Source organism: Roseovarius sp. M141 (assembly GCF_024355225.1).
Lineage (GTDB): Bacteria > Pseudomonadota > Alphaproteobacteria > Rhodobacterales > Rhodobacteraceae > Roseovarius.
In genome coordinates, this window is sequence record NZ_VCNH01000008.1 from 3,031,615 (window position 1) to 3,047,832 (window position 16,218).

The following is a 16,218-nucleotide window of genomic DNA, read 5'->3' on the forward strand; positions in this document are numbered from 1 at the left end:
TGATCCCAACAAAGAGGTTCCGACCGAAAAGGACGCACCATGAACGACGCCGCCGCCCAAACTTCCGCTCCCCAGACCATTCACCTGTCCGACTACACACCGCCGAACTGGCTGGTACGGGACGTGCATCTGACATTTCGCCTCGATCCCACACGCACACGCGTCCTCAGCCGCATCACCTTTGCCCCCAACCCCGATACACAGGCACGCGATTTCGCGCTGGATGGTGAGGGAATGACACTGATTTCGGCCCGCATCGACGGGGCCGAGGTATCGCCGGATGTCGCCGAACATGGCCTGACCTGCACCGTTCCTGACCGCCAATTCGTGTGGGAGGCCGAGGTCGAGATCAATCCATCGGCCAACACCGCGCTGGAAGGGCTGTATATGTCCAGCGGTATGTACTGCACCCAATGCGAGGCCCAGGGCTTTCGCAAGATCACCTACTACCCCGACCGTCCCGACGTCATGAGCATTTTCACCGTCCGCATTGAGGGCGGCGAGCCGGTGATGCTGTCCAACGGCAATCCCGTGGCCGTGGGCGACGGCTATGCCGAGTGGCATGACCCATGGCCGAAACCGGCCTATCTGTTTGCGCTGGTCGCCGGGCGACTGGTCAATCATCCCGGCACATTCACCACCATGTCGGGCCGCGAGGTCGATCTGAACATCTGGGTGCGCCCCGGCGACGAGGGCAAATGCGCCTTTGGCATGCAGGCGCTGAAGGATTCGATGCGCTGGGACGAAGAGGTTTACGCCCGCGAATACGATCTGGACCTGTTCAACATCGTCGCGGTCGATGATTTCAACATGGGCGCGATGGAAAACAAGGGGCTGAACATCTTCAACTCCTCCTGCGTTCTGGCGTCGCCCGAGACATCTACCGACGCCAATTTCGAGCGGATCGAGGCGATCATCGCGCACGAGTATTTCCACAACTGGACGGGCAACCGCATCACCTGTCGCGACTGGTTTCAGCTGTGCCTCAAGGAGGGGCTGACGGTGTTTCGCGACGCGCAGTTCACCTCTGACATGCGCAGCGCCCCGGTCAAACGGATCGAGGATGTGATCGCCCTGCGCGCCCGCCAGTTCCGCGAGGATAACGGCCCGCTGGCGCACCCGGTGCGGCCTCACAGCTTTGTCGAGATCAACAATTTCTACACCGCTACGGTCTATGAAAAGGGTGCCGAACTGATCGGCATGCTGAAAACACTGGTCGGGGATGACGCATGGGCCAAGGCGCTGACGCTCTACTTCAAACGCCACGACGGACAGGCCTGCACGATCGAGGATTGGCTGAAGGTGTTCGAGGATGTCACCGGCCGCGATCTGGCGCAGTTCAAACGCTGGTACGAGGATGCCGGCACCCCGCGTCTGTCGGTGACGGACGGTTATGAGGACGGCACCTACACACTGACCTTCAAACAACACACCCCGCCCACACCGGGGCAAGCCGACAAACCGCCCCGCGTAATCCCGATCAAGGTCGGCCTTCTGGGCCAGAATGGCGGTGAAGTGCATAAAACCCGCGTTCTGGAAATGACCGAGGCCGAGCAAAGTTTCGAGTTCACTGGCCTGCCTGCGCGCCCGATCCCATCAATCCTGCGCGATTTCTCGGCGCCCGTGATCCTTGAGCGCGAGACGAACAATGCCGAACGCGCGTTCCTGCTGGCCCATGATACCGACCCCTTCAACAAATGGGAGGCCGGGCGCGCGTTGGCGCGTGAGGGGCTGCTGGCGATGATCCGCGACGGTGCCGCCCCCGAAAGCGCCTATCTGGAGGCGGCCCGCACCATGGCGCTGGACGACAGCCTCGATCCGGCATTCCGTGCGCTGGCGCTGGGGCTGCCCAGCCAGGACGATCTGGCGCAAGCGCTGCATGACGACGGCGGCACGCCCGATCCGCAGGCCATTTACGAGGCATTGGAGACATTGAAAGACGCGCGCGCGGACGTCATGAAAGAGGCCGCGCAGCAGTTATTCGCTCAGCATCAGGTACAGGCCGCTTACCGCCCGGACGCTGAACAATCCGGCGCGCGCGCGCTGGCCAATGCGGCGCTGGCAATGATCACCCGCCGCGATGGCGGCGCGGCGGCGCGGGTCCAATATGACGGGGCCGATAACATGACGCAGCAACTGGCCGGCTTGGGATGCCTCTTGCAGGCCGGTCAGGGCGATGCGGCGGTGAAGGCCTTCTATGACCAATGGCAGGGCGACAGGCTGGTCATTGACAAATGGTTCGGTCTGCAAATCACGCTGGCCGATCCGGCGCAAACCGCTGATGTGGCCAATCACCTGACGCAGCACCCTGATTTTACGATGAAAAACCCAAACCGCTTTCGCGCCACGCTGGGCGCGCTGGCCGGATCGCCTGCCGGGTTCCACCACGCATCAGGCAAGGGCTATGCGCTGCTGGCCGATTGGCTGATCAAGCTGGATCCGCTGAATCCGCAGACCACCGCGCGTATGTGCTCGGCCTTCGAGACGTGGCGCCGCTATGACGAGGATCGCCAGACATTTATGCGCGCCCAGTTGGAGCGTATCGCGGCGCAGCCTGATCTGAGCCGCGACACCGCCGAGATGGTCGGGCGCATCCTGAAAGCCTAAAGCGTTTCGCCTTAAGTGAGTGCCTCAAGTTCAAGGCGAAACGCTTTAGCGCGCAGCCCCGCCGCCGTTGCGCGTCTCGACAGATTTCGGGCGCAGCGGCGGGCGGGGCGAGCGGGTGACGGTGCAATAGCTCTGGCCGCGCAGCCACGCGGCCATTTCGGCGCGCTTGCCTGCATCGCGCATCGGCCCCCAATCGGCGGCGACGCCGCGCCAGCGCCCATCCTTGACAGCGATGGCGCGGTCACGCGTCACCGTGCGCGCCATGATGCGGATCGCGCAGCTCAGATTGTCGCCCCCATCCTTCAGCGCCCCGCCCGACCGCGCCCGGCAGCCATAGCTGCGCGCGGTGCCCGGCAGGATTTGCAACAGACCATACCACAATCCACCGCCACCCACCGCCTTGGCGCGGTAGGTGCTCTCGTATTTGGCCAATGCCGACAGGAACCCCACCCAAAAGGCGCGCCGCCGGGGCGCATCCGCTGACGCATATCCGGGGCACCACTCGGTAATATCGCGTGGCACGGTCTGCACCAATGGCGTGCCATGCTGGGCCAGCGCGGACAGCGCGCTGTCCGTCCAGTCCGAGCCGTTGGGGCGATGATCCCAGCGGGCCTTGGGGGTGGTGGCCATGCGCGCTTCGGGCCGTGTTTCTCCCGCCACATCGGCGCGCACGTCCGTGGGCGCGGACATGCTCAGTATAGCGATGACAAGGCAAAGGGGCAGCGGGTTCATGGTGTATTTTGGCTGAAACCCGTGCCTGTGGCAATCCCGGCGAAGACCGCGCAGGCAGATTCTGGCGCAGCGCAGCAGGCGGCGATGGACGGCGGCGATCACGATTGCCGGTGGCGTCGCCTTGTCCGGGACAGATATTTGGCCCAATTGCGCGCAATCAAAGGCGCCCATCCATTTCGATCAAAGCGCCAGATCCGAGCCTGCTCAGCCGTCGCATCATCCTGCCGCCGATGCCAGTCACCGACGTGAAATCGGCCCACCAAAGGATGTGGGAGGCACCTGGACCGACAGGCCAGAACCACCCCGGCGCCGAATCGGGCGCGTTGCTGCCTGACTTTGGCGCCGGAGTGATGTACGCGCGCCTCTTGCCCCAGCGCGCGCCCTGCCCTAAAACGCTGGCGATCTGACCAAAGGACGCCCGCCATGCTGGACCTGACTTATGAGACCCCGAAACCGCGCGTGATTGCCGGCGCCAAGCATGACTGGGAGCTGGTCATCGGCATGGAAGTGCACGCGCAGGTCGCCTCGAGCGCCAAGCTGTTCTCGGGCGCGTCCACCCGTTTCGGCGCCGAGCCGAATTCGAACGTGTCGTTCATCGATGCGGCCATGCCCGGCATGCTGCCCGTCATCAACGAGTATTGCATCGAACAGGCGGTGCGCACGGGTCTGGGCCTGAAGGCGCAGATCAACCTGAAATCGGCGTTTGATCGCAAGAATTACTTCTACCCCGACCTGCCGCAGGGCTATCAGATCAGCCAACTGTATCACCCCATCGTCGGCGAGGGCGAGGTGCTGGTGGACATGGAGCCGGGCATCGCGCGTCTGGTGCGCATCGAACGCATCCATATGGAGCAGGACGCCGGCAAATCCATTCACGACATGGACCCCAACATGTCCTTTGTGGATCTGAACCGCACGGGCGTCTGCCTGATGGAGATCGTCAGCCGCCCCGACATTCGCGGCCCCGAAGAAGCCGCCGCCTATGTGCTGAAAATGCGCCAGATCCTGCGCTATCTTGGCACTTGCGATGGCAACATGCAGAACGGCAACCTGCGCGCGGACGTCAACGTCAGCATCTGCCGCCCTGGCCAATATGAGAAATATCAGGCAACGCAGGATTTTTCGCATCTCGGCACGCGCTGCGAGATCAAGAACATGAACTCGATGCGCTTTATCCAGATGGCCATCGAGGTCGAGGCGCGCCGCCAGATCGCCATTGTCGAGGCTGGCGGCGAGGTCGTGCAAGAAACGCGTCTCTATGATCCGGACAAGAACGAAACCCGCTCCATGCGGTCCAAGGAAGAGGCGCATGATTACCGCTACTTCCCCGATCCCGACCTTCTGCCACTGGAGATCGAGCAGGACTGGGTCGACCAGATCGCAGCGACTCTTCCTGAATTGCCGGACGCCAAAAAAGCCCGCTTCGTTCTAGATTTCGGCCTGTCCGAATACGACGCATCCGTGCTGACCGCCGAGGTCGCCAATGCCGCCTATTTCGAATCCGCCGCCGAGGGCCGCGACGGCAAGCTGGTGGCGAACTGGGTCATCAACGAGCTGTTCGGCCGCCTGAAAAAGGAAAGCGCGGATATTACCGCCAGCCCCGTTTCCCCCGCGCAACTGGGCGGCATCGTGGACCTCATCGCGTCCGACGCCATTTCCGGCAAGATTGCCAAGGATCTGTTCGAGATCGTCTATACCGAGGGCGGTGATCCGGCCAAAATCGTCGAAGAGCGCGGCATGAAACAGGTCACCGACACCGGCGCCATCGAAGAGGCGGTCGACCGGATCATCGCCGAAAACCCCGCTCAGGTGGAAAAGGCGCAGGCCAATCCGAAACTCGCCGGCTGGTTCGTCGGTCAGGTGATGAAGGCGACCGGCGGCAAGGCAAACCCGAAGGCCGTGAACGACATCGTCGCCGCCAAGCTGGGCCAATGATGGACGCGCCCGTCCAGGACGGTCCGGCGATATCGGACTGGATGACCGTGCGGCCCGAATGGATCGATTTCAACGGCCATCTCAACATGGCCTATTACAACGTCCTGTTCGATGACGGGATCGACGACATCTATCGCCTGATCGGTTTCGGCGCGGACTACGCGCGCACGCGCGGGATGACGACCTATGTCGCGGATTTCCGCGTGCGCTATCTGCGCGAGCTGCATGAGGGGGATCGTGTGCGCTGCGCGTTTTATCTGCTGGATCACGACGCAAAACGGTTCCACTGCTTTCAGCAGCTTTATCACGAAGATGGCTGGCTGGCCGCCACCGCCGAGGGGCTGACGCTGCATGTCGATATGACCGGACCGCGCGTGGCGCCGATGCCTGCCGATATCGCGGCCAACGTCGCAGCCATGCAGGCGGCCCACGATCTGCTGCCGCGCCCTGAGGGGGTTGGCCTGCCCATCGGTATCCCGCGCAAGGGCTGACGCCCCCTTTCAACTACCGCCCACCGGGCTTAGGTTGGTGCCCATCCACGATCAGAACGGAACCCCGCATGGCAATCTATGAGTACAAGGTGATCCCGGCCCCCACCAAGGGCCAGAAGGTCCAGGGCATCAAGATGCCGGAGGCCCGCTTTGCCCACACGATCGAGGAGCTGCTGAACGCGCAGGCCGCAAACGGTTGGGAGTATGTGCGCACCGATATCCTGCCCAGCGACGAGCGTTCCGGCCTGACCGGGACCCAGACGGTATACCGCACGCTGCTGGTGTTCCGCCGTGCCAAGGGTGGCGGGCCGCAGGATCCGGCGAACGAGGTGATATCGACAGCCCAAAGCGTCGCCGAGGCCATATTGCCCGACCGCGCCCCGGCGCGGCGCCGCGAGCCGTCCCTTGCCCCTGCGCAGCCGGCACACGCCGACCCCGCGCCCAAGCCCGACACGCCCCAGCCGAAACCCGATGCGCCAGAGCCGGACACGCCCGACGCACCCGAACCTGATGCGCCCGGCCCTGCGAAACCCGATTGAGGTCAGATCTCGACTTCGATTGCCAATGCGTGGATGCGTGCGATCAGGGCGGGGCCTATGGCCGCATGGATGGCCCGATGGCGCGCAATCCGCGACATTGGCGCCAGTTCGGGCGCCTGAATGCGCACCCGAAAATGCGACTGCCCCCCTTCGGGATATCCTGAATGGCCGCGATGCGCCTCGCTTTCGTCAATGACTTCAAGAAATTGCGCATCGAAACTATGTTCCAACGCCGCGCGGATTTCTGCTGCCTTTTCCATAATATCGCCTTTGGCCCCCTTCAATTCGTGCCCAATTAGATTAGAGTATCCGCTTCGACTCGCATAGAGGTGCCAGATGAGCAAATCAGATCCTTTTGGCTTCGACATGTCCGTATCCTCGGCCAAGAAGAAGAACCCCCGCGGACGGCGCAGCATGTCCGGTGCGTCCGAAACGTCGCAGCGCCAGTGCGAGCATGCCGGGTGTGAAAATCCCGGCCTTTACCGCGCGCCCAAGGCGCCCGACGTGCTGGATGAATTCTTCTGGTTCTGTCAGGAGCATGTGCGCGAGTACAACCTGAAGTGGAACTTCTTCGACGGCACGACCGAGGCCGAGCTGAACGCGCAATTGTCCAAGGACAAGGTGTGGGAACGCCAGACCAAGGCGTTCACCGACCCCGAGGCGCGCGCTTGGGCGCGGCTGGGTATCGAAGACCCGCATCAGGTGCTGGGCGGCAACGCCACCCGCAACCCCGGCAAGGACAAGGCCGGCGGCGGCCGTCGCCTGCCCCCCACCGAGCGGCAGGCCATCGACATACTGGAGGCCAAGGACACCATGACCAAGGCCGAGGTGCGCAAGAATTACCGCGCCCTCATCAAGGTATTGCACCCCGATATCAACGGCGGCGACCGCAGTCAGGAAGAGCAGCTGCAACAAGTCATGTGGGCTTGGGAGCAGATCAAGAACAGCCGGAATTTCAAGTAGATGGCACACGCGCCCGCAGTTCGGCGCCCTGCGGCGCGGACCGGTTTGGACGTCGGGCTGCGGTACGTGGTGATCATGCTGTTCGCGCTGGTGGCCAGCGCGGGTCACGCACAGACCATGGCCGCCCATTCCGCTGGCGCGGCGATAACCGCGCAGACAGACATGGCAAAGATGGCATGCTGCGATGACGCCTCGGGCGCCGCGCACGCCACCCCCGCCTGCGCGGCGTATTGCGCGCCTGCCATATTTCAGATGGCGCAGCCGCAGTTGCGCGTGGCGCGATATTCCACGCCCGGCGCCGCGCCCGACCGCCATGGTCTGACTTGGGCGCCACCATTCACCCCTCCGCGGCGCAGTTGAGAGCCTGAAACCTTCTCAAAACTGTTCTGAAACGGAGAAATCCCATGAAAATGATCCAGACCCTTGCCGCTGTCGCGGCCTTCGCAGCCCTGTCAGCCACGTCCCTTCTGGCTGAAGACGACGCCATGTCCATGGTTGTCACCAAAACACCGAACTGCGGCTGTTGCACCGCATGGGCCGATCTGGCCGCCGCCGAAGGCTATGACGTCGAAATCATTGAAAACGCCGATTACACCGCGACCAAACACGCCCATGGCGTGCCCGGCGATCTGGCGTCGTGCCATTCGGCGCGTATCGGCGGGTATGTGGTGGAGGGGCATGTGCCCTTTGCCGCGCTGGCGAAACTGTTGCGTGACAAACCTGCGATCAGCGGCATCGCGGTGCCGGGTATGCCGATGGGCTCGCCCGGAATGGGCGACGACCCAACCGCGCGCTATGATGTGCTGTCCTTCGGCGGCGAGGCGCAGACGGGCGAGGTATTCTATCGCGCCGGAGAATGAATACCGCATCCTGAAACAAACGCGCCCGCCGGATATGATCCGGCGGGCGCGTATTCTGGGCCGCGTCAATTCAGAACGATGTCAGACCAGCTTTGCGTCCAGCGTGATATCTGCCGTCAGCAGCTTGGAAATCGGGCAGTTCTGCTTGGTCGCTTCGGCCACGTCCTGAAAATCCGCTTCGTTGATGCCGGGGATTTTGGCGGTGACGTCCAGATGCACCTTGGTCACGGCGAACCCGTCATCGACTTTGGACAGTGTCACCGTGGCGGTGGCATTGATCTCATCCGCCTTCAGATCTTTTTCACCAAGACCCAGCGACATCGCCATCGCGTAGCAACTGGCATGAGCGGCACCTACCAGTTCCTCGGGGTTGGTGCCGGGCGTGTCTTCGAAGCGCGTGTTGAAACCGTAGGGGTTATCTTTCAGTGCGCCGCTTTGCGTGCTGACATGGCCCTTGCCGGTTTTCAGATCGCCCTTCCAGACTGCGGATCCCTTGCGTTGCATGTCACTCTCCTATGGTTACTGGATTCATAATTTGCAAACGGGCCACCGAGGCGGCCCTTCCTGCACAAAACGCAGACGCGCGGGATTGGTTGCATCGCCGCGGGGCTATCAGGCGGCTTCGAATTTCAGGCTGACGCCATTCAGGCAGTGGCGCTTGCCGGTCGGCGCCGGGCCGTCATCAAAAATGTGGCCCAGATGGCTGCCGCAGCGGCGGCAATGGCATTCAGTGCGCACGGAGAAGAACGAGCGGTCCTCCTTGGTGCCGATCGCACCGTCCTTGGCCTGCCAGAAGCTGGGCCAGCCCGTGCCGCTGTCGTATTTCGTCTCGGACGGATACAGCGGCAAATCGCATCCCCGGCAGATATACGTGCCGTCTGCGTAATTCTTGTCCAGCGGCGACGATCCGGCGCGCTCGGTCGATTCCTCGCGCATCACGGCGTATTGCGCGTCGGTCAGCATTTCACGCCACTCCGCCTCGGTGCGGGTCACCTCAAAGCGGCCTTCGGCGCGGGCCGGAACGCCCATCCGCGCAAACAGGGCAGCCGATCCTGCGGCGACTACAGTGCCGGTGATGAAATGTCGTCTGTCCATTTTTCTCGCTCCTCTTCCTGTTGGTACCAATGTGAAAGCAACGGGCCCGGCCCACAAGAGCCGGGCCCGCGACATCACCTGATCGTGCGCGGTGCGTGTGCGCCGTTTATTCGGCGGCGGGCAGGATCACGGTGTCGACGACGTGGATCACACCGTTGGACTGGTCCACATCGGCGATGGTGACGGTGATCGTCTGGCCCTGCTCGTCCGCCAGCATGATCTTGTCGCCGTCATAGGTGGCGTTCAGCATGCAGCCGCCCAGCGTGGGCACAATATGTGCGCCGCCGTCATCATCGATCATCCCCATGATCGCACCCGACATCGCATCAGCGCCAACAACATGGCAGGTCAGGATCTTGGTCAGTTGGTCCTTGTTTTCGGGCTTCAGAAGGGTGTCGACAGTGCCCTCGGGCAGCTTGGCAAAGGCGTCATCGGTCGGCGCAAACACGGTAAAGGGGCCCTCACCCGACAGTGTCTCGACCAGACCGGCGGCCTGAACGGCGGCGACCAGCGTCTTGTGATCGTCCGAATTCACGGCATTTTCGATGATGTTCTTGTCCGCGTACATCGCGGCGCCGCCGACCATCGGGTTTTCGGCATGCGCGCCGGTGGCCAGAATTGCGGCGGTGGCGGTGGCGGTCATCATTGTCTTGAAAGTCATGTGTCGTCTCCTCGGGGTTCGCGCAGACGGTATCGCCTGCTGACCCCTCGACTCACGCGGGCCGGTGCAGAGAAGTTTCAAAATGGCTAAATTTATTTTCTGACCGCGGGATCAGGCAGACGTCACCGGCCCGCTGGCCAGGACAGTGCCCGTCGGCGCACCCGTGGGCGACCCGCCCGGCGGCTCGTCCGTGATGGCCAGAAGGCCACCATTCATCAGCGCGCGCAGATCGGCCGCGACATTCAGCCGCGCGGTGCCATCCTCGGGCAGGATACCCAGCGACACGGGTGCATTTTCGCCCGCGATCAGCCACAGTTCCAGCGACCGTCCGGCGGGCGCCACGCCGGTAAGGCGTTCGACATATAGCAGCCCGCTGGCCGCGTCGTAGCTGGCCGCCAGCACCAGCGATCCGTCCTCGGCCCTGATGTCGGCAATATATCCCGGCACATTCCCCGGCTGCGGTCCCAATACCCCGTCATCCACGGCCAGCAGCAGCACCATGGTCGCGGCGACTGCGCCGCCCACCAGCCAGAGAATGCCGCGCCAGCCAGCAAAGGGGCGACGCCGGGACGGGGACGCCCCAAAGAGGTCGGCGTCAATACGAGCCTTCAGCGCGGCGGGGGGCGCAGCGTCCGGTATATCATCGGTCAGGCGCACGAAATCCTCGGCCCATTCGGCATAGAGCGCGCGCAGATGCGGCTGGCCCACCATGCGCGCCTCGAACCGGGCCGCCTCCTCGGGCGTCAGCAGGCCAAGGGCGTATTCGCCCGCAAGAACGCGGTCGGCATCCTCGTCATATGGCGGCTGGCCGGTCATCGCGTCAGGCACTCCTTCAGTTTCAGCAGGCTGCGGCGCAGCCATGTGCGCATGGTGTTCAGCGGCACATCGAATTGCGCGGCAAGATCGGCATATGTCTCGCCGCCCAGATAGGCGCGGCGCACGGCCTCGGCGCGGTTTGCGTTCAACTCGTTCAGGCAGGACATCAGGCGCGCACGCTCGCCGCTTTGCACCACCAGATCCTCGGGGCCGGGGGCGGTATCGGCCAGCGTATCGGCCACGTCCAGTCCCGGCTGGGCATCGCGCCGACGGCGCAGCCGGTCGATGGCCGTGTTGCGCGCGATGGTGATCAGCCACGTCATCGGGCTCAGCCCATTGACGCGGTAACGATCCGCGCGCCGCCAGATCTTGACATAAACCTCCTGCGCCGCCTCCTCGGCCTCGGCCCGGTCGTTCAAGACACGCAGGCAGATACCGAAAAGTTTCGCAGACGTATGGGAATATAGATCCGAGAACGCAGCCCGATCCCCCAGCGCGGTGCGGGCAATCATATGTTCCAAATTGTCATGTGTCACGGTCAGCGGCTCGCACCCCGAATGGCGCGCCACCGCGGCGCGTTCGTCCAACATATATGGCGCGCGCCGCGCGAGGCCAGCAATTCTTTCCTTTCCCTTGCCCTTGGCAAAGATATGTTGCACCACATGTCGCAACGGAACGATGCTAAATTGAGGACCCCGACATGGCCGATGGCATGATTGACGCGACCGCGAAACCCACCGAAGACATTGACGTGCGCGAGGTGTTCGGCATTGAATCCGACATGCATATCAAGGGCTTTGCCCAGCGCACGGACCGCGTACCGGACAATGACAGCACGTACAAGTTCGACCGCGACACCACGCTGGCGATCCTTGCCGGGTTTGCCCACAATCGCCGGGTGATGATCCAGGGCTATCACGGAACCGGCAAATCCACCCATATCGAGCAGGTCGCCGCCCGCCTGAACTGGCCTTGCGTGCGCGTCAACCTGGACAGCCACATCAGCCGGATCGACCTGATCGGCAAGGACGCGATCAAGCTGAGGGACGGCGTGCAGGTCACCGAATTCCACGAAGGCATCCTGCCTTGGGCGTTGCGCAATCCGACCGCCATCGTGTTCGACGAATACGATGCCGGCCGCCCGGACGTGATGTTCGTCATCCAGCGCGTGCTGGAGGCGGACGGCAAGCTGACCCTGCTGGACCAGAACGAGGTGATCACGCCGAACCCCTATTTCCGCCTGTTCGCCACGGCCAACACCGTCGGCCTTGGCGATACCACGGGTCTGTACCACGGCACGCAGCAGATCAATCAGGGCCAGATGGACCGCTGGAGCCTTGTCGCAACGCTCAACTACCTCAGCCACGATGCCGAGGTGGCGATCGTGCTGTCTAAAAACCCGACCTACAACACGGCGGCAGGCCGCAAGACGATCAGCCAGATGGTGACCGTGGCCGACCTCAGCCGCACCGCGTTCATGAATGGTGACCTGAGCACCGTGATGTCGCCGCGCACCGTGATCGCATGGGCGCAGAACGCCAGCATCTTCCGCGATGTCGGCTATGCCTTCCGCCTGACCTTCCTCAACAAATGCGACGAGCTCGAGCGTCAGACGGTCGCCGAATTCTACCAGCGCTGCTTTGACGAAGAACTGCCCGAAAGCGCAGCAAGCGTCAGCATGGCGTGAGGGCCCGGCCGCGCCGGGCACACGCCGGGCGCGGTACATTACATGATGGCTACAAGGCCTAGCCGCGTTGGAGCAAGCCCGTGAAAAAACCATCCGACAACCCCGCCGATCCGTTCAAGAAAGCCCTCGCCGAGGCGACGAAGGTGATGGCGAACGATGCCGATCTGAATGTCAGCTACTCGGTCGACCCGTCAGGTGTGTCGGGCGATGCCATGCGCCTGCCCCAGATCAGCCGCCGCATGACCCGCGACGAAGTACTGCACGCGCGCGGCACCGCCGATGCGCTGGCGCTGCGCCACAAGTATCACAACGCCAAGACCCACGCGAAATACGTCCCCCCCGGCGCCATGGCCCGCGACATCTATGAGGCGATGGAAACCGCCCGCTGCGAGGCGCTGGGCGCCCGTGCCATGCCCGGCACCGCCAGCAACATCGACGCCAAGATCGCCGCCGAGGCCGCGCGGCTGGGCTTTGAGCAGATCACCGATCCGGCGGACGCGCCACTGCACACCGCTGCCGGATACCTCATCCGCCACCTTGCGACGGGCCGCGATCTGCCCGAGGGTGCGCGCAACGTGATGGAATTGCGGCGCGACTTCATCGAAGGCCAGGCAGGCGAAACGCTGGAGAATTTGCAAGACAATCTGGGGGATCAAAGCGCCTTTGCCCGGTTCGCGCGCAAGGTGATCGAGGATCTGGGATATGGCGACCAGCTGGGCGATGACCCCGACGCCGAGGACGACGATCAGGACGACGAGGCCGAGGAGGAAACCGGCGAGGAAGAACCCGAGAGTTCAGGGCAGGACGAAAGCGATGCCGACGATGCCGACGCCGATCCCGAACAGACCCAGGAGGATCAGCAGGATGCGTCCCAAGCGCAGGTCAGCATGGACGACATGGCCGATCAGGAAGCCGGCGAAGAGGCCGACCTTCCCGACGGCGACGCCCCGATAGAACCGCCCGCGCCACAGCCCGTTTCCGATGCAGACCCCAATTATCAGGTCTACACCACACAGTTCGACGAAGAAATCCACGCCGAAGACCTGGCCGACCCGGTCGAGCTGGACCGCCTGCGCGCCTATCTGGATCAACAGCTCGAGCCGCTGAAAGGCGCCGTCAGCCGCCTTGCGAATAAACTTCAGCGCCGCCTTCAGGCGCAGCAAAGCCGAAGCTGGGAGTTCGACCGCGAGGAGGGCATCCTCGACGCCGGACGCCTTGCGCGCGTCGTGGCCAGCCCGACGACGCCGCTCAGCTTCAAGGTGGAAAAGGATACCGAATTCCGCGACACCGTCGTGACGCTGCTTCTGGACAATTCCGGCTCAATGCGGGGACGGCCCATTTCCATCGCCGCGATCTGCGCCGACGTTCTAGCCCGCACGCTGGAGCGCTGCAACGTCAAGGTCGAGATACTCGGTTTCACCACGCGGGCGTGGAAGGGCGGGCAAAGCCGCGAGGCATGGCTGGCCGAAGGCCGCCCGCAGCTTCCGGGCCGCCTGAATGATCTGCGCCATATCATCTACAAATCCGCCGACTCGCCCATGCGCCGCACGCGCCAGAACCTCGGCCTGATGATGAAAGAGGGCCTGCTAAAGGAAAACATCGACGGCGAGGCGTTGGAATGGGCGCATCGCCGGATGATGGCCCGCCGCGAAGCGCGCAAGATCCTGATGGTGATCTCGGATGGTGCCCCGGTCGATGACAGCACATTGTCGGTCAATCCAGCGAACCACCTCGAAAAACACCTGCGCGATGTGATCGGCATGGTTGAAAAACGCAAGGCTGTCGAACTGCTGGCCATCGGCATCGGCCATGACGTGACGCGCTATTATGATCGCGCCGTCACGATCACCGATGTCGACCAGTTGGCCGGCGCGATGACCGAACAACTTGCCTCGCTTTTCGACAAAGACCCGCGCGCCCGCGCCCGGGTGATGGGCATACGAAAGGCCTCCCGATGATCCAGAGTTTTACCGACAAGGCCAGCCCCGAACAGGGCCCGCCGCGCCTGAAGCTGCTGCGCGATGCAATGATCTCGGCCGATCTGGATGGCTGGCTGGTGCCGCGCGCCGATGTGCATCAGGGCGAATATGTCGCGCCGGGGGATGAACGGCTGGCATGGCTGACCGGCTTTACCGGCTCGGCCGGATTTGCCGCCGTCACGGCGCAGCAAGCCGGTGTTTTCGTCGACGGTCGCTACCGCACACAGGTGCGCGCTCAGACAGATGCAGATGCGTTCCAGCCCATCGACTGGCCCGAGGTCAAGCTGGCCGACTGGGCACGCAGCGCGCTTCCCGATGGCGGCAGGCTGGGCTTTGACCCATGGCTGCACACGCACAAGGAAATCGCCGATCTGACCGCTACGCTAAAGGGCTCTGGCATTTCCCCCGTGCCGCACGCGAACCTGATTGACAGCATCTGGCAGGACCGGCCTGCCCCGCCCACCGGGGCGATCACCGCCTATCCCGATGACCTTGCCGGCAAAACCAGCGCCGACAAGCGCGCCGATCTGGCCGAGGCCCTGCGCGAGGTCGGCCACCGCGCCGCCATCCTTACCCTGCCTGACAGCATCGCGTGGCTGCTGAACATTCGCGGCAATGACATCCCGCGCAACCCGATCCCGCATGCCTTTGCCGTCCTGCATGACGATGCACGCGTCGACCTGTACATGCACCCCGCCAAGCTGGACAGCCTACCTGAAAACTGCATCACGAATGGCGTCACCGCACATCCCGATACAGGGTTTCCGGCGGCACTGACCCTTCAGCTCAGCCCGGCGCGCGTCGATCCGGCCAGCATCCCGCTGGCCATCGTCACCGCACTGCAGGAGGCCGACGTCAAACCCGCCTTCGCCGACGATCCCTGCATCCTGCCCAAAGCCTGCAAAACGGGCGCCGAAATCAGCGCCACCCGCGAGGCGCATCTGCGCGACGGCGCCGCGCTGTGCGAATTTCTGACATGGTTCGACGCGCAAGCGCCCGGTACGATCACCGAGATCGACGTGGTCACGAAGCTGGAGCAATGTCGCCACGCCACTGGCAAACTGCTCGATATCAGCTTCGAGACGATTGCAGGCTCCGGCCCCAACGGCGCGCTGCCCCATTATCGCGTATCCGAGGCGTCGAACCGCACGCTGATCGCAGGCGATCTGCTGGTGCTGGATGGCGGCGGCCAATATCTGGACGGCACCACAGACATCACCCGCACCCTGCCCGTGGGCGACGTCGGCGCAGAGCAACGCGCCGCCTTTACCCGTGTGCTCCAAGGCATGATCGCCATTTCCCGCCTGCGCTTTCCGCAGGGAATAGCGGGCCGCGATATCGACGCCATCGCGCGGTATCCACTATGGCTGGCCGATCAGGATTATGCCCACGGCACCGGCCACGGCGTCGGCGTCTACATGTGCGTGCATGAGGGCCCGCAGCGCATCAGCCGCGCCAGCGAGGTGGCCTTGCACCCCGGTATGATCGTATCGAACGAGCCGGGCTATTACCGCGAGGGGCATTTCGGCATCCGCATCGAAAACCTGCTGGTCGTACAACCCGCCACCGCGCTGCCCGGCGGCAACTCCGCAGACAGCGCCGCGCGCAAGCTGGCGTTTGAGACGCTCAATTACGTGCCCGTAGACCGCCGCCTGATCCAGCGGGACATGCTCGGCGCGCCCGAAATCTCCTGGCTCGACGCCTATCACGCCGACTGCCACGCCAAGATCGCCCCCCGCCTCGCCCCGGATGCCGCCGATTGGCTGGCGCGGGCCACGCAGCCGATCTGACGTAACTCGGCTCTCCGCACTGGCAATACCGCGCCAAACGCGGCATTGTTCACCCGACGTATC

Annotated in this window: 17 protein-coding genes; 10 read left to right on the top strand and 7 right to left on the bottom strand. The window is 63.7% G+C overall.

What is annotated here, in order from left to right; genetic code table 11:
- Positions 1 to 39: 39 nt before the first annotated feature.
- Positions 40 to 2,607, top strand: a complete 2,568-nt coding sequence (gene pepN, locus FGD77_RS18630; protein WP_255012372.1) for an aminopeptidase N — start codon at positions 40 to 42, stop codon at positions 2,605 to 2,607.
- Between the two features lie 45 nt (positions 2,608 to 2,652).
- On the opposite strand, the gene FGD77_RS18635 is transcribed toward pepN, so the two are convergent.
- On the bottom strand, positions 2,653 to 3,486 hold the full coding sequence (locus tag FGD77_RS18635; protein ID WP_255012375.1) for a transglycosylase SLT domain-containing protein: 834 nt from the start codon (positions 3,484 to 3,486) through the stop codon (positions 2,653 to 2,655).
- 276 nt (positions 3,487 to 3,762) lie between these two features.
- Here FGD77_RS18635 and gatB point away from each other — a divergent pair, with 276 nt between their 5' ends.
- The 3 genes from gatB (at position 3,763) to FGD77_RS18650 (ending at position 6,304) form a co-directional block, all read left to right on the top strand.
- Entirely contained in the window at positions 3,763 to 5,274 is a 1,512-nt protein-coding gene (gene gatB, locus FGD77_RS18640) for an Asp-tRNA(Asn)/Glu-tRNA(Gln) amidotransferase subunit GatB (RefSeq protein WP_255012391.1), read from the top strand.
- Positions 5,274 to 5,765 (top strand): thioesterase family protein, encoded by a 492-nt coding sequence (locus tag FGD77_RS18645; RefSeq protein WP_255012394.1) that lies wholly within the window; start codon positions 5,274 to 5,276, stop codon positions 5,763 to 5,765. The genes gatB and FGD77_RS18645 overlap by 1 nt, the downstream gene beginning before the upstream one ends.
- 68 nt (positions 5,766 to 5,833) lie before the next feature.
- The gene (locus tag FGD77_RS18650; RefSeq protein WP_255012397.1) at positions 5,834 to 6,304 is read left to right on the top strand and encodes a DUF4177 domain-containing protein; all 471 of its coding nucleotides are present in this window, start codon (positions 5,834 to 5,836) and stop codon (positions 6,302 to 6,304) included.
- A 2-nt stretch (positions 6,305 to 6,306) separates the two neighbouring features.
- Here the strand turns inward: FGD77_RS18650 and FGD77_RS18655 are convergent, their stop codons facing one another.
- Complete coding sequence (locus tag FGD77_RS18655; RefSeq protein WP_255012398.1) at positions 6,307 to 6,564, bottom strand: BolA family transcriptional regulator; 258 nt, start codon at positions 6,562 to 6,564, stop codon at positions 6,307 to 6,309.
- Positions 6,565 to 6,640: 76 nt separating this feature from the next.
- Between FGD77_RS18655 and FGD77_RS18660 the strand changes: the two genes are divergently transcribed.
- Genes FGD77_RS18660 through FGD77_RS18670 form a run of 3 tightly spaced genes read left to right on the top strand, consistent with a single transcriptional unit; the run spans position 6,641 to position 8,127 of the window.
- Entirely contained in the window at positions 6,641 to 7,267 is a 627-nt protein-coding gene (locus tag FGD77_RS18660; RefSeq protein ID WP_255012402.1) for a DnaJ domain-containing protein, read from the top strand.
- On the top strand, positions 7,268 to 7,627 hold the full coding sequence (locus FGD77_RS18665; protein WP_255012405.1) for a hypothetical protein: 360 nt from the start codon (positions 7,268 to 7,270) through the stop codon (positions 7,625 to 7,627).
- A gap of 44 nt (positions 7,628 to 7,671) precedes the next feature.
- The gene (locus FGD77_RS18670; protein WP_255012408.1) at positions 7,672 to 8,127 is read left to right on the top strand and encodes a DUF411 domain-containing protein; all 456 of its coding nucleotides are present in this window, start codon (positions 7,672 to 7,674) and stop codon (positions 8,125 to 8,127) included.
- A gap of 81 nt (positions 8,128 to 8,208) precedes the next feature.
- On the opposite strand, the gene FGD77_RS18675 is transcribed toward FGD77_RS18670, so the two are convergent.
- The 5 genes from FGD77_RS18675 to FGD77_RS18695 form a co-directional block, all read right to left on the bottom strand.
- The gene (locus tag FGD77_RS18675) at positions 8,209 to 8,631 is read right to left on the bottom strand and encodes an OsmC family protein (protein ID WP_255012411.1); all 423 of its coding nucleotides are present in this window, start codon (positions 8,629 to 8,631) and stop codon (positions 8,209 to 8,211) included.
- Positions 8,632 to 8,739: 108 nt separating this feature from the next.
- Entirely contained in the window at positions 8,740 to 9,222 is a 483-nt protein-coding gene (gene msrB, locus FGD77_RS18680) for a peptide-methionine (R)-S-oxide reductase MsrB (protein WP_255012423.1), read from the bottom strand.
- A 106-nt stretch (positions 9,223 to 9,328) separates the two neighbouring features.
- Entirely contained in the window at positions 9,329 to 9,883 is a 555-nt protein-coding gene (locus tag FGD77_RS18685) for a fasciclin domain-containing protein (protein ID WP_255012425.1), read from the bottom strand.
- Between the two features lie 111 nt (positions 9,884 to 9,994).
- Positions 9,995 to 10,699 (bottom strand): anti-sigma factor, encoded by a 705-nt coding sequence (locus tag FGD77_RS18690; protein ID WP_255012428.1) that lies wholly within the window; start codon positions 10,697 to 10,699, stop codon positions 9,995 to 9,997.
- Positions 10,696 to 11,289, bottom strand: coding sequence for a sigma-70 family RNA polymerase sigma factor (locus tag FGD77_RS18695; RefSeq protein ID WP_255012430.1), 594 nt, complete (start codon positions 11,287 to 11,289; stop codon positions 10,696 to 10,698). The genes FGD77_RS18690 and FGD77_RS18695 overlap by 4 nt, the downstream gene beginning before the upstream one ends.
- 110 nt (positions 11,290 to 11,399) lie before the next feature.
- On the opposite strand from FGD77_RS18695, the gene cobS reads away from it, so the two are divergent.
- From cobS to FGD77_RS18710, 3 genes are all read left to right on the top strand, one after another.
- Complete coding sequence (cobS, locus tag FGD77_RS18700; protein WP_255012448.1) at positions 11,400 to 12,386, top strand: cobaltochelatase subunit CobS; 987 nt, start codon at positions 11,400 to 11,402, stop codon at positions 12,384 to 12,386.
- A gap of 80 nt (positions 12,387 to 12,466) precedes the next feature.
- Positions 12,467 to 14,344, top strand: a complete 1,878-nt coding sequence (cobT, locus tag FGD77_RS18705; protein WP_255012464.1) for a cobaltochelatase subunit CobT — start codon at positions 12,467 to 12,469, stop codon at positions 14,342 to 14,344.
- Complete coding sequence (locus FGD77_RS18710; protein WP_255012467.1) at positions 14,341 to 16,155, top strand: aminopeptidase P family protein; 1,815 nt, start codon at positions 14,341 to 14,343, stop codon at positions 16,153 to 16,155. Before cobT ends, FGD77_RS18710 begins: the two co-directional genes overlap by 4 nt.
- Positions 16,156 to 16,218 lie beyond the last annotated feature (63 nt).